Genomic DNA, 12982 nt, shown 5'->3' with positions numbered 1-12982 from the left:
CCGGCTGAGAGGGTGCGTGCGGAACATCAGTGATCCGGACATCCGTGATCCCAGGCGTCGAGAGGCCACCGTGGACAGTCAGCACTGGCGCGCCACCGTCACGGCGGCGCAGGACGGCGACCGGCAGGCGCTGGACGAGCTGGTCGCGGGCTGGCTGCCGCTGGTCTACAACATCGTGGGCCGGGCCCTGAACGGCCACGCCGACGTCGACGACGTCGTCCAGGAGACGATGCTGCGCGCGGTCGACAACCTCGGCTCCCTGCGCGACCCGGACAGCTTCCGGTCCTGGCTGGTGGCGATCGCCATGCGGCAGATACGGGAGCGCGCGCGCCGCAGGACCCCGGACCGGCTGGAGGAGACGGCGTCCTCCGACTTCGCCGAACTCACCGTGCTGCGGCTCCAGTTGGAGGGCCAGCGGCGCGAGGTCGCCGAGGCGGCGCGATGGCTCGACGACGAGGACCGCCACCTGCTGTCGCTGTGGTGGCTGGAGGTCGCGGGCGAACTGACCCGGCGCGAACTGGCCGCCGCCGTCGGCATCACCCGGCAGCACGCCGCCGTGCGCGTCCAGCGGATGAAGGAGCGCCTGGAGACCTCGCGCGGCATCGTCCGCGCCCTGGACGGCGCCTGCGCCGACCTGCGCGAGCTGACCGGCCGCTGGAACGGCCGGCCCGACTCGGTGTGGCGCAAGCGGCTGGCCCGGCACATCCGCGGCTGCGGCTACTGCGGCGGCACCCCCGAGTCCGTCGTACCGGCGGAACGCCTCCTGGTCGGCATCGCGCTCGTCCCGCTGCCCGTCGGGTTCACCCTGTCGCTCGCCTTCGGCGGCAAGACGGCCGTGGCCGCGGGCACCGCCGGCTCCGTCGGCTGGTCGGCCAAGCTGCTCGGCGCCCTCACCAAGCCGGCCGTCGCGATGACCGCCGGCGCGACCATCGTCGCGGGCGGCGCCTACGTCGTCACCCAGCCGCCGGACGCCCCACCGCCCCGGGCCGCGGTCACCCCCACGGCGACGGCCACCACGCCCGGACCACCCCCACCGGCGTCCGCACCGCCCGCCCCGAAGCCCACGCCGACGAAGAAGGCCGACCTCTACGGCACGGTCGTCGACGCCGTCGACCGCGCCCCCGACCCGAACGCCCGGCCCGCCGCCCTGCCGCGCCGCCCCGAGCCCGGCATCACCAGCACCGGCGGCCCGAAGGCCGTCATGCAGCACCGGGGCGACAGTGTGACCCTGAGCGGCCGGGGCTATGTCCTGGTCCGCTGGCAGATCTCGCCCAAGTCCCGGCCCGGCGCACTGGTGATGCCCTCCTGGACCGGCCTGAAGGGCAAGCTCTTCCACGTGGCGTCCGGCGGCTGGCGCCGGATGGACGACCCGCTGCCCGGCGCCCCGAACGGCTACGCCACCGGCATGGGCGGGCCCGCCATCGGCTACGCCGAACTGCCGTCGGGCACCCAGCAGATGTGGCAGAACGAGTACTTCTGGGTCGACGGCACCGTCACCCTCACCCAGAACGAACGGGGCTGCGACTACGGCCTGACCGTCTTCCCGTCGAACCGCCAGGCCGTGGAGGAGGACATCAACGCGGGTCCCGACCGGGGCGCCCTGCGCTACGGCATTGTCCGCGACACCGGCACGGACAGCGCGCCGGTGCCGCAGTACGTCACCCGGTCGACCCCGGCCGATCCGGCGACGGTGCCGCAGCGCTCGCGCGTGTAGCGCACAGCACGTCGACGCGGTTGGTCGTGATCGAGTCCACCCCGGCCTGCAGAAGCCGTCGCATGGAGCGGCGGGTGTCGGGGGTCCACACGGACAGCAGATACCCGTCGCGGCGCACCTGCTCGGCGAGGGGCCGGTCCACCAGCGAGAAACGGTAGTTGAGCCAGCGCGGGCGGATCGCCTCCAGCAGGACCGGCCGGGGCGGGGCCAGGGTCGTCCAGGTCAGGGCGATCTCCGCGTCCGGGTCCGCCGCGCGCACGGCGAGCATGGTCTCGGCGCCCGCGCAGTAGTACACGCGGTCCGCCGCCCCGGCCTCCCCTACGGCGCCCATGACCCGGCGCACCGCCCGCACGCCGGGCGAGCCGGGCAGGTCGATCATCACCCGGTGCCCGTCGGTCGCGGCCAGCGCCTCCGTCAGGGACGGCACCCCGCCGCCGGTCAGCCCGCGCACCTCCTCCCAGGACAGCGCGCGCACCGGCCGCTCCTGCTCCCAGAGCCGCTTCAGCGTGTCGTCGTGCAGCAGCACCGGCACGCCGTCCCGGGTCAGGCGTACGTCGATCTCCACCGCGTCCGCGCCCTGGTGCAGCGCGGAGCGCAGCGAGGCGACGGTGTTCTCGCGGTGGCGGTAGGGGTCGCCGCGGTGGCCGACGGCGAGGGGAACAGGGGTCACCGGTCGAGCCACCCCGCGGTGTACGTGTCGATCTCGCCCTTGATCCGGGCCTTGCCCGGCGCGTCCAGGAAGGACACGTCGACGGCGTTCTTCGCCAGCTCGGCCAGGCCCCGCTCGTCGAGGCCGAGCAGCCGGGCGGCCACCGCGTACTCGTTGTCGAGGTCGGTGCCGAACATCGGCGGGTCGTCGGAGTTGATCGTCACCACGACCCCGGCCTCGACGAACTCCTTGATCGGGTGCTCGTCGAGGGTGCGGACCGCGCGCGTGGCGATGTTGGAGGTCGGGCACACCTCCAGCGCGATCCGGTGCTCGGCGAGGTGCGCGAGGAGCTTGGGGTCCTGCGCGGAGCTGGTGCCGTGGCCGATGCGCTCGGCCCGCAGATGCGTGAGGGCGTCCCACACCGTCTCCGGTCCGGTGGTCTCGCCGGCGTGCGGCACGGAGTGCAGCCCGGCCGCGATCGCCCGGTCGAAGTAGGGCTTGAACTGCGGACGCGGCACGCCGACTTCGGGCCCGCCCAGGCCGAAGGAGACCAGGCCCTCCGGGCGCAGCCGGTCGTCGGTGGCGAGCCGGGCCGTCTCCTCGGCGGCCTGCAGACCGGCCTCGCCGGGGATGTCGAAGCACCAGCGCAGCATCGTCCCGAACTCGGACTCGGCGGCCTTGCGGGCGTCCTCGATCGCGTCCATGAAGGCACGCTCGTCGATGCCGCGGCGGGTGGAGGAGAACGGCGTGATCGTCAGCTCGGCGTACCGCACCTGCTGCCGGGCCAGGTCACGGGCCACCTCGTAGGTGAGGAGCCGGACGTCCTCCGGGGTGCGGATCAGATCGACGACCGACAGGTACACCTCGATGAAATGGGCGAAGTCGGTGAAGGTGAAGTAGTCGACCAGGGCGGCGGGATCGGTCGGCACCTTGGAGTCGGGATGCCGGGCGGCCAGCTCGGACACGATCCGGGGAGAGGCGGAACCCACGTGGTGCACATGCAGTTCGGCCTTGGGCAGTTCCGCGATGAACGCCGCGAGATCGCGCGAGGCGCGGGGGTCGACGAGATGCTGGGTCAAGGTTCCTCCCCGGAACGGCGCCCTGGCCGGCACGAGGCGGGCGGGCGCGGGTGATCGGCTGATCGATGACTCGGATTCATCGTATGCGGTGGCTGCATCGCCTCGTTTAGGGGCGCGGGGCTGTATCGATATGCGGCTCCGCCGCGTGGGCGCGCTCAACCCCCACGTACCCGCACGACCGCACGCACCGACCCGCCCCGTAGCATGACGGCACGAACGATCCCGGGGGGATACAAGATGACGGACGCGACGCAACCCGACGGCAGCAGCCACGACCCGTGGGCGCCTCCGGAGCACAAGACCTCACTCGACAAGAACCAGACGCCACCGCCGCCGTCCGTGCATGACCAGGCCACGGTCACCTCGATGCCCAGCGTCGGCTTCACCCCGCCCACCGGCACGCCGCAGTACGACAGCACCGGCTCCGGCCCCACGGTCCCGCCCCCGCCGGCGGCGCCCGGCGGCTACGGCTACCCCGGTTACCCCCAGGCGGGCTCCGGTTACCCGCAGAGCGGCGGCTACGGCTGGTCCGGCATGCCGATGGCCCCCCAGAACGGCATGGGCATCGCGGCGATGGTGCTCGGCATCGTCTCCTGCACGCTGTTCTGCCTGTACGGCGTGGTCTCCCTCGTCACCGGCATCCTCGCCGTGGTCTTCGGTCTCAAGGGCCGCAAGCGCGCCGAGGCGGGAGTCGCCACCAACCACGGCCAGGCCCAGGCGGGTCTGATCATGGGCATCATCGGGATCATCCTCGGCATCACCGTGATCGTCCTGATCGCCGTCGGCATCACGGCCGCGATCAACAGCGACACCTCGTCCGACGACGACCCGTACTACGGCGCCCGCGGCCCCGTGGCCACCGCCCCGTCCCACCGCTGAAACACCCGTCCTCCTCGGCGGACTTGGCCATTACGATGCCTTGGTCTGACAACGGAGGGGAGTTCGTCCATGTCCAACACCAATCCCACCCCCGGTGGGTTCGGTCCGCCGTCCCAGCCGCCGCAGCCCCCGCAGCAGCCGGCCCCCGGCTACGGCTATCCGCAGCAGTCCGGCCCGGGCTACGGCTACCCCCAGAGCAGCCCCGGCTACCCGGCCGCGCCGCCCGTCGGCTACCCGCAGGCGTCCGGCTACGGGATGCCCGCGCAGCCGAGCAACGGCATGGGAACCACCGGACTGGTGCTGGGCATCATCGGCGTGGTGTGCAGCCTGACCTTCTTCCTGTGGTTCTTCGGCGTGATCCTGGGCATCCTGGGGATCATCTTCGGCGCCATCGGCCGTGGCAAGGCCACCCGTGGCGAGGCCACCAACAAGGGCGCGGCGACCGCCGGCCTGGTCTGCGGCATCATCGCGACCGTGATCCTGCCGCTGCTGGGGTTCCTGCTCTTCGCCAGCATCATGGGCGGACTCGGCGCGGCGAGCTGAATTCGCCGCTCACAGGGGGCCGGTCTTGGACCGGCCCCTCAGTCATGCCCCGCGCAGCCGCTCCCGCGCCGCCATGAGCGCGAACCCCAGCAGGTTGGGCCCCCGCCACCGCTCCGGATCCGACGCAGCCTCGTCGTCCGCGGCCAGCCCGATGCCCCACACCCGGTCCACGGGACTGGCCTCGACCAGCACTCTCTCGCCCGTGTTCAGCAGGAACCCCCGTAGCTCGGGATGCGCGGCGAACTTGTGGACGCTGCCGTCCACGACGATCCGGAACCGCTCCCGCTCCCATATCGCCTCGTCGAAGCCGCGCACCAGCCGCCCGGCCTTCTTCGCCTCGGCGGGATGGGCCGCTGCCAGCACGGCACGCTCCGCCGCCGCGTCCTCGAACAGCCGGGCCTTGCCCGCCATCATCCAGTGCTCGGCCGTCGCGTACTCCACGCCGGCCACCGTGAACGGCGCGGGCCACCACTGGCTGAGACACGTCGGTCCGATCCGGCCGTCCGGCCGTGGCCGGTGCCCCCAGAAGTGCAGATACCTGATCTTCGCCCCGTCCCGGGACGCCCTGATCAGGGCCTCCCGGGAATCGACCGCCCCCGTGATCTTCTCCATGCACGCGAGTCTGGCACGCACCACTGACACACCGTCCCGCCTTTTCGCGGCGGACTCGACACCTGGTCGACAGATTCCGTCGCGTAACCAAAAATCAACAACGGAATCACTTGTTGGTGTGTCATTGCTCTGCCAGGATCGGCACTCAAATCGAGCCTGAGCCACGCCGGCCCCCACCAGGGGACACGGAGGAGAGCCACATGCACAACCCGGGCAACGCCACCCCGGACCGATTTCCGGCCGCGGAGCGCTTCGCGGAGGGCGCGCAGTTCATCGCGGGCCGTCTGACCAGGGGCACCTCCGGCCGTACCCACGCGGTCGTCGACCCGGCGTCGGGCGAGGAGGTCCTCCGCTACGAACTGGCCGGCACGGCCGACGTCGACCGGGCCGTCGCCGCGGCCCGCGAGGCCTTCCCCGGCTGGGCGGGGGCCACGCCCGGCGAGCGTTCCGACGCCCTGCACCGGTTCGCCGCGGTCCTGGCCGACCGGGCCGAGGACTTCGCCCGCGCCGAGTCGCTGCAGTGCGGCAAGCCGCTGAAGCTGTCCCGCGAGTTCGACGTCCCGGGCTCCATCGACAACACCGCCTTCTTCGCCGGTGCCGCACGGCATCTCCAGGGGCAGTCCGCCGGTGAGTACTCCGGCGACCACACGTCGTACGTCCGGCGTGAGCCCATCGGCGTGGTCGGGTCGATCGCGCCCTGGAACTATCCCCTCCAGATGGCCGCCTGGAAGATCCTTCCGGCGATCGCGGCGGGCAACACCATCGTCCTGAAGCCCGCCGAGCTCACCCCGCTGACCTCGCTGCTCTTCGCCCGGGCGGCGACGGACGCCGGGATCCCGGACGGTGTGATCAACATCGTCACCGGCACCGGCAAGGAGGTCGGCGAGCACCTCGTCGGCCACCCCGACGTGGCCATGACCTCCTTCACCGGCTCCACCGCCGTCGGCAAGCGCGTCGCGGAGATCGCCACCGCCACCGTCAAGCGCCTCCACCTGGAACTCGGCGGCAAGGCGCCCTTCGTGGTCTTCGACGACGCCGACCCGGAGGCCGCCGCCCACGGCGCGGTCGCGGGCGCGCTCATCAACACCGGGCAGGACTGCACGGCCGCCACACGCGCGTACGTGCAGCGGCCGCTGTACGAGGCCTTCGTGGAGCGGACCGCCGCGCTCATGGAGAGCGTCCGGCTCGGCGACCCCTTCGCCCCCGGCACCGACCTCGGGCCGCTGATCTCGCACGTCCAGCGGGACCGGGTCGCCGGTTTCGTCGACCGGGCGCGTGCCAACGCGCGCGTGGTGACCGGCGGCGAGGCACCGGAGGGCGAGCTGGCCAAGGGCGCCTACTACCGGCCCACCCTCATCGCCGACGCCGCCCAGGACAGCGAGGTCGTCCAGTCGGAGATCTTCGGGCCGGTCCTGGTGGTGCTGCCCTTCGACACCGACGACGAGGGCATCGCGCTCGCCAACGACACGCCGTACGGGCTGGCGGCCTCCGCCTGGAGCCGGGACGTGTACCGGGCCAACCGGGCCACGCGCGAGATCAAGGCGGGCTGCGTCTGGGTCAACGACCACATCCCGATCATCAGCGAGATGCCGCACGGCGGTCACAAGGCCTCCGGCTACGGCAAGGACATGTCCGCGTACTCGTTCGAGGAGTACACCCAGATCAAGCACGTCATGTTCGACAACACCGCGGTGGCCGCGAAGGACTGGCACCGCACCGTCTTCGGGGACCGATAGCAGGACGTCAGGCCGCCCGACCCGCGGCCGCCACCCTCCGAAAGGGCACCACGCGCATGGAGCAGTACGAGCCCGACCGCCTGTCCCCGGCCCAAGTGGCCGCCATGCGGCGCAGCTTCAGGAACGGCAGGGCCGCCCTCACCCGGCGGTCCCTGCTCCGCGCCTCCGCCGGCGGGGCGCTCGCGGCCGGCGGACTCGGGACGCTGAGCGCCTGCGGCATCCCGGCGGCGGGCACGTCGCAGGGCGGCGTCTCGGCGGAGGACCACTCGGCGAAGGAGAAGACGGTCGCCTTCTCCAACTGGACCGAGTACATGGACGTCGACGACAGCGGCAAGCACCACCCGACGCTGGAGCAGTTCACCGAGCGGACCGGGATCAAGGTCAAGTACACCGAGGACATCAACGACAACAACGAGTTCTTCGGCAAGATCAAGCCGCAGCTCGCCGCGGGCCAGGACACCGGCCGCGACCTGATCGTCCTCACCGACTGGCTCGCCGGACGGCTCATCCGCCTGGGCTGGGTGCAGAAGCTCGACCCGGCCAACCTGCCGCACGCCTACGCCAACCTCTCCGCCCAGTTCCGCAGCCCCGACTGGGACCCGGGCCGCGCCTACTCGTACGTCTGGCAGGGCATCTCCACCGTCATCGCGTACAACAAGAAGGCCCTCGACGGCGTCGAGGTGAAGTCGCTCTCCGACCTCCTGGACAACCCCAAGCTCAAGGGGCGCGTGGGCTTCCTCTCGGAGATGCGCGACAGCGTCGGCATGACGCTGCTCGACATGGGCAAGGACCCGGCGAACTTCACCGCCGACGACTACGACGCGGCCATAGCCCGGCTCCAGAAGGCCGTCGACAAGGGCCAGATCCGCCGCTTCACCGGCAACGACTACACCTCGGACCTGACCAGCGGCGACTTCGCGGCCTGCGTCGCCTGGGCCGGTGACGTCGTCCAGCTCAAGGCGGACAGCCCCGACATCGACTTCCTCGTCCCGGACAGCGGCTACATGACGTCGACCGACAACCTGCTGATCCCCAACAAGGCCCGGCACAAGACGAACGCCGAGCGGCTCATCGACTTCTACTACGAGCCGAAGCCGGCCGCCGAACTCGCCGCGTACATCAACTACGTGTGCCCCGTCGACGGGGTGAAGGCCGAGCTGGAGAAGATCGACAAGGACGCGGCGAACAACCCGCTGATCATCCCCGACAAGGCCATGGCCGCGAAGTCCCACGCCTTCCGCTCGCTGAGCTCGAAGGAAGAGACCGAGTTCGAAGCGAAGTTCGCGAAGCTGACGGGGGCGTGACCACCATGACGAACAAGACAGAGGCCACGGGCGAGGTCCGCCTCAAGGGCATAGCCAAGACCTACGGCGCCTTCACCGCCGTCCACCCGCTCGACCTGACCGTGCCGCAGGGCTCCTTCTTCGCCCTGCTCGGCGCCTCCGGCTGCGGCAAGACCACCACCCTGCGCATGATCGCCGGCCTGGAGGAACCTTCCTCCGGAACGGTGTCGCTGGGCGACCAGGACGTGACCGCGCTCCCGCCCTACAAGCGGCCGGTCAACACCGTCTTCCAGTCGTACGCCCTCTTCCCGCACCTCGACATCTTCGAGAACGTCGCCTTCGGGCTGCGCCGGCGCGGCATCAAGTCGGTGAAGAAGCAGGTCGGGGAGATGCTCGACCTCGTGCAGCTCGGCGAGCAGGCTCGCAAGAAGCCGCACCAGCTCTCCGGCGGCCAGCAGCAGCGCGTCGCCGTGGCCCGCGCGCTGATCAACCACCCCAAGGTGCTCCTGCTCGACGAGCCGCTCGGCGCCCTCGACCTCAAGCTGCGCCGCCAGATGCAGCTGGAGCTCAAGCGCATCCAGACCGAGGTCGGCATCACCTTCGTGCACGTCACGCACGACCAGGAGGAGGCCATGACCATGGCCGACACGGTCGCCGTGATGAACGCCGGCCGCGTGGAGCAGCTCGGCGCGCCCACCGACCTCTACGAGAACCCGCGCACCACCTTCGTCGCCAACTTCCTCGGCACCTCGAACTTCATCGAGGCCGAGGTCGACTCCAGGAGCGGCGACGAGATCGTGCTGAAGGCGGGCGGCGGCAAGCTCGTCCTGCCCGAGTCCCGCTGCGGCGCGCCCACGACGACCGGCGGAAAGGTACTGGTCGGGGTCCGCCCCGAGAAGATATCCCTCACCCACGCGGACGACGCCGGTGAGATACCGGAGGGCCGCAACCGCATCACGGGCCGGATCGCCGACTCCAGCTTCATCGGCGTCTCCACGCAGTACGTCGTCGACAGCCCGGTCTGTTCCGACTTCGAGGTCTACGCCCAGAACATCGACCGCGACCCCCGCCTGGTCTCCGGCGCCGAGGTCGTCCTGCACTGGAACCCGGCCCACACCTTCGGTCTGGACGCCGATCAGGACGCCGATGCCGGAGTGGAAGAGGCGGCCTGATGTCCACACTCACCGAGGCACCACCGCCCCTCGCCCCCGAAGCTCCCGAGCCGAAGCCCCCGAAGCGCAGGGGCCGCTGGACGCCGTACTGGCTGCTGCTGCCCGGCATCCTCTGGCTGGTGGTCTTCTTCGCGCTGCCGATGATCTACCAGGCCTCCACGTCCGTACAGACGGGCTCCCTGGAGGAGGGCTACAAGGTCACCTGGCACTTCGCCACGTACTGGGACGCGCTGTCCGCGTACTGGCCGCAGTTCATCAGGTCGGTGCTCTACGCCGGCACCGCCACGGTCCTGTGCCTGCTGCTCGGCTACCCGCTCGCGTATCTGATCGCCTTCCGGGCGGGCCGCTGGCGGAACCTGATCATGATCCTGGTGATCGCGCCGTTCTTCACCAGCTTCCTGATCCGCACCCTGGCCTGGAAGACGATCCTCGCGGACGGCGGCCCGCTGGTCGGCGCGCTCGACACGCTGCACGTCCTGGACGTCACCAACTGGCTCGGCTGGACCGCCGGCGACCGCGTCCTGGCCACGCCGCTCGCGGTGGTCTGCGGTCTGACGTACAACTTCCTGCCGTTCATGATCCTGCCGCTCTACACCTCGCTGGAGCGCATCGACGGGCGGCTGCACGAGGCCGCGGGCGATCTGTACGCGAAGCCCTGGACGACCTTCCGCAAGGTCACCTTCCCGCTGTCGATGCCGGGTGTCGTCTCCGGCACGCTGCTCACCTTCATCCCGGCGACCGGCGACTACGTCAACGCCGACCTCCTCGGTTCCACGGACACCCGCATGGTCGGAAACGTCATCCAGACGCAGTTCCTCAGAGTGCTGGACTATCCGACGGCGGCCGCGCTCTCCTTCATTCTCATGGCGGCCATTCTGCTCATGGTCACTCTCTACATCCGCAGGTCGGGGACGGAGGATCTGGTTTAAATGCCCTTCGTCAACTGGCTCAAGAAAAATCTCGTCGTCATCGCGGGACTGCTGACACTCGGCTATCTCCTGCTGCCGAACGTCATCGTGACGGTGTTCTCCTTCAACAAACCGAAGGGACGCTTCAACTACGAATGGCAGCAGTTCTCGCTGGACGCCTGGAAGGACCCGTGCGGGGTCTCCGACCTGTGCGGCTCGCTGTCGCTCAGCCTCCAGATCGCCGTCTGGGCGACGCTCGGCGCCACCCTCCTCGGCACCCTGATCTCCTTCGCGCTGGTCCGCTACCGGTTCCGCGCCCGGGGCGCCGTGAACTCGCTGATCTTCCTGCCGATGGCCATGCCCGAGGTCGTCATGGCCGCCTCGCTGCTCACCCTGTTCCTCAACATGGGCGCCCAGCTGGGCTTCTGGACGATCCTCATCGCACACATCATGTTCTGCCTGAGTTTCGTGGTCACGGCCGTGAAAGCACGGGTCATGTCGATGGATCCAAAACTGGAGGAGGCGGCACGGGACCTGTACGCGGGCCCGGTGCAGACCTTCGTACGGGTCACCCTGCCGATCGCCGCCCCCGGAATCGCGGCGGGCGCGCTGCTGGCCTTCGCCCTCTCCTTCGACGACTTCATCATCACCAATTTCAACGCCGGCTCGACCGTCACCTTCCCCATGTTCGTCTGGGGCTCGGCGCAGCGTGGAACGCCCGTTCAGATCAATGTCATCGGCACGGCCATGTTCGTCGTCGCCGTACTGTTCGTTCTGGCTTCCATGGCCGTCGGAAATCGCCGTAACAGGCAAAAGCCGTAAAGATAAAGGCATCACCGTAGGGAGTTGAAATCATGGCCCCGAGCGCCATGAATCAGTGGACCCATTCGCTCTCCGACGTCCAGCCGGTCCCCTACTGGCTCGACGACCCCGGCCGGCCCCGCCCGGAACCCGCCCTCACCACCTCCGAGACCTGCGACCTGCTGGTCGTCGGCGGCGGCTACAGCGGACTGTGGACGGCGCTGATCGCCAAGGAACGCGACCCGGGACGGGACGTGGTGCTGGTGGAGGGCCGCGAGGCGGGCTGGGCCGCCTCCGGCCGCAACGGCGGATTCTGCGCCGCCTCCCTCACCCACGGCCTGCCCAACGGCCTCGCCCGCTGGCCCGACGAGATCCACACGCTCCAGGAGCTCGGCACCCGCAACCTCGACGCCATCGAGGCGGCCGTCGCCCGGCACTCCATCGACTGCGACTTCGAACGCACCGGCGAGATCGACGTCGCCACCGAGCCGTACCAGGCGGCGGAACTGCGCGACTGGCACGAGGAGACGGCCCGCCGGGGTCTCGCCGAGGGCGTCGAGTTCCTGGACGCGGACGCCCTGCGGGAGCAGGTGGACTCACCCACCTTCCAGGCGGGCCTGTGGGACCGCAGGGGTGTGGCGATGCTGCACCCGGCGAAGCTCGCCTGGGGCCTGAAGCGGGCGTGCGTGGAGCTCGGCGTCCGGGTCTACGAGCACACCCCCGCCCTCACCCTGAAGCCGTACGGCCCCGGCATGGCCGTACGCACCCCCTACGGCCGGATCCGCGCCCGTCAGGTCGCCCTCGGCACGAACATCTTCCCGAACCTGGTCAGACGCGTCCGCTCGTACACCGTCCCCGTCTACGACTACGCCCTGATGACCGAGCCGCTCACCGCCGCCCAACTGGCGTCGATCGGCTGGAAGAACCGCCAGGGACTCGGCGACAGCGCCAACCAGTTCCACTACTTCCGCCTCTCCGCCGACAACCGGATCCTGTGGGGCGGCTACGACGCGATCTACCCCTACGGCGGCCGCGTCCGCGCCGAGTACGACGACCGCCCCGAGACCTACGCCAAGCTCGCCGGGCACTTCTTCACCTGCTTCCCGCAACTGGAGGGCGTCCGCTTCAGCCACGCCTGGGGCGGCGCGATCGACACCTGCTCCCGCTTCTCGGCGTTCTTCGGCACCGCCCACCAGAAGAAGGTCGCCTACGCGGCCGGCTACACGGGCCTGGGCGTAGGCTCCACCCGCTTCGGCGCCGAGGTGATGCTGGACCTGCTGTCCGGCGAGCGCACGGAACGCACCGAACTGGAAATGGTCCGCAAGAAGCCCCTCCCCTTCCCACCGGAGCCCTTCGCCTGGACGGGCATCGCCCTCACCAAGTGGTCCCTGGCCCGCGCGGATGCCCAGGGCGGCCGCCGCAACCTGTGGCTGCGCACGATGGACCGGCTGGGGCTGGGCTTCGACAGCTGATCGAGCGGGTGTGAGCCGGTTCACTCCAACGAGGAGCCGAAACCCGCGTAATGACCCCTGGGAGACCCCCTTCTCCTTCGTGACGCCCTCGGGACGCGCCGCGTTCGCGAGATTCACGAGCTTCACGAGAGAAC

General features: G+C 70.4%; 12 protein-coding genes. 9 read left to right on the top strand and 3 right to left on the bottom strand.

Annotated features, from left to right (window positions below; genetic code table 11):
* The first annotated feature begins 70 nt into the window (after window positions 1–70).
* Window positions 71–1714: an RNA polymerase sigma factor gene (locus ACFT4A_RS17150; protein WP_382830811.1), complete on the top strand. Its 1644-nt coding sequence runs from the start codon at window positions 71–73 to the stop codon at window positions 1712–1714.
* Here ACFT4A_RS17150 and ACFT4A_RS17145 read toward each other — a convergent pair.
* Both ACFT4A_RS17145 and ACFT4A_RS17140 read right to left on the bottom strand, forming a co-directional pair.
* Window positions 1659–2384, bottom strand: coding sequence for a glycerophosphodiester phosphodiesterase (locus ACFT4A_RS17145; protein ID WP_382830809.1), 726 nt, complete (start codon window positions 2382–2384; stop codon window positions 1659–1661). The genes ACFT4A_RS17150 and ACFT4A_RS17145 overlap by 56 nt on opposite strands.
* Entirely contained in the window at window positions 2381–3442 is a 1062-nt protein-coding gene (locus ACFT4A_RS17140) for an adenosine deaminase (RefSeq protein ID WP_382830806.1), read from the bottom strand. The genes ACFT4A_RS17145 and ACFT4A_RS17140 overlap by 4 nt, the downstream gene beginning before the upstream one ends.
* A gap of 237 nt (window positions 3443–3679) precedes the next feature.
* Here ACFT4A_RS17140 and ACFT4A_RS17135 point away from each other — a divergent pair, with 237 nt between their 5' ends.
* Window positions 3680–4321 carry a DUF4190 domain-containing protein gene (locus ACFT4A_RS17135; protein WP_382830803.1) on the top strand — a complete coding sequence of 214 codons (642 nt, stop codon included), beginning with the start codon at window positions 3680–3682 and terminating at the stop codon, window positions 4319–4321.
* Window positions 4322–4390: 69 nt separating this feature from the next.
* Entirely contained in the window at window positions 4391–4864 is a 474-nt protein-coding gene (locus ACFT4A_RS17130) for a DUF4190 domain-containing protein (protein WP_382830802.1), read from the top strand.
* 42 nt (window positions 4865–4906) lie between these two features.
* Here ACFT4A_RS17130 and ACFT4A_RS17125 read toward each other — a convergent pair whose 3' ends face one another.
* Entirely contained in the window at window positions 4907–5476 is a 570-nt protein-coding gene (locus ACFT4A_RS17125; protein ID WP_382830800.1) for an NADAR family protein, read from the bottom strand.
* Window positions 5477–5676: 200 nt separating this feature from the next.
* Here ACFT4A_RS17125 and ACFT4A_RS17120 point away from each other — a divergent pair, with 200 nt between their 5' ends.
* Genes ACFT4A_RS17120 through ACFT4A_RS17095 form a run of 6 tightly spaced genes read left to right on the top strand, consistent with a single transcriptional unit; the run spans window position 5677 to window position 12848 of the window.
* Window positions 5677–7212, top strand: a complete 1536-nt coding sequence (locus ACFT4A_RS17120; protein ID WP_382830797.1) for a gamma-aminobutyraldehyde dehydrogenase — start codon at window positions 5677–5679, stop codon at window positions 7210–7212.
* 56 nt (window positions 7213–7268) lie between these two features.
* On the top strand, window positions 7269–8516 hold the full coding sequence (locus ACFT4A_RS17115; protein WP_382830794.1) for a spermidine/putrescine ABC transporter substrate-binding protein: 1248 nt from the start codon (window positions 7269–7271) through the stop codon (window positions 8514–8516).
* Window positions 8517–8521: 5 nt separating this feature from the next.
* Window positions 8522–9667: an ABC transporter ATP-binding protein gene (locus ACFT4A_RS17110; RefSeq protein ID WP_382830793.1), complete on the top strand. Its 1146-nt coding sequence runs from the start codon at window positions 8522–8524 to the stop codon at window positions 9665–9667.
* Complete coding sequence (locus tag ACFT4A_RS17105) at window positions 9667–10596, top strand: ABC transporter permease (RefSeq protein WP_382830790.1); 930 nt, start codon at window positions 9667–9669, stop codon at window positions 10594–10596. Before ACFT4A_RS17110 ends, ACFT4A_RS17105 begins: the two co-directional genes overlap by 1 nt.
* Window positions 10597–11397 carry an ABC transporter permease gene (locus tag ACFT4A_RS17100; RefSeq protein WP_382830789.1) on the top strand — a complete coding sequence of 267 codons (801 nt, stop codon included), beginning with the start codon at window positions 10597–10599 and terminating at the stop codon, window positions 11395–11397.
* A 32-nt stretch (window positions 11398–11429) separates the two neighbouring features.
* The gene (locus ACFT4A_RS17095) at window positions 11430–12848 is read left to right on the top strand and encodes an NAD(P)/FAD-dependent oxidoreductase (RefSeq protein ID WP_382830786.1); all 1419 of its coding nucleotides are present in this window, start codon (window positions 11430–11432) and stop codon (window positions 12846–12848) included.
* Window positions 12849–12982 lie beyond the last annotated feature (134 nt).

Source organism: Streptomyces sp. NPDC057099 (assembly GCF_042671245.1).
GTDB classification, from domain to species: domain Bacteria; phylum Actinomycetota; class Actinomycetes; order Streptomycetales; family Streptomycetaceae; genus Streptomyces; species Streptomyces purpurascens.
This window is presented reverse-complemented; position numbering and strand designations above follow the sequence as displayed.

Excerpts from the sequence above, each read along its gene's own strand:
- ACFT4A_RS17105 (WP_382830790.1), top strand. The coding sequence starts at position 9,667 with ATGTCCACACTCACCGAGGCACCACCGCCCCTCGCCCCCGAAGCTCCC.
- ACFT4A_RS17095 (WP_382830786.1), top strand. The coding sequence starts at position 11,430 with ATGGCCCCGAGCGCCATGAATCAGTGGACCCATTCGCTCTCCGACGTC.
- ACFT4A_RS17120 (WP_382830797.1), top strand. The coding sequence starts at position 5,677 with ATGCACAACCCGGGCAACGCCACCCCGGACCGATTTCCGGCCGCGGAG.
- ACFT4A_RS17115 (WP_382830794.1), top strand. The coding sequence starts at position 7,269 with ATGGAGCAGTACGAGCCCGACCGCCTGTCCCCGGCCCAAGTGGCCGCC.
- ACFT4A_RS17110 (WP_382830793.1), top strand. The coding sequence starts at position 8,522 with ATGACGAACAAGACAGAGGCCACGGGCGAGGTCCGCCTCAAGGGCATA.
- ACFT4A_RS17135 (WP_382830803.1), top strand. The coding sequence starts at position 3,680 with ATGACGGACGCGACGCAACCCGACGGCAGCAGCCACGACCCGTGGGCG.
- ACFT4A_RS17130 (WP_382830802.1), top strand. The coding sequence starts at position 4,391 with ATGTCCAACACCAATCCCACCCCCGGTGGGTTCGGTCCGCCGTCCCAG.
- ACFT4A_RS17125 (WP_382830800.1), bottom strand. The coding sequence starts at position 5,476 with ATGGAGAAGATCACGGGGGCGGTCGATTCCCGGGAGGCCCTGATCAGG.
- ACFT4A_RS17100 (WP_382830789.1), top strand. The coding sequence starts at position 10,597 with ATGCCCTTCGTCAACTGGCTCAAGAAAAATCTCGTCGTCATCGCGGGA.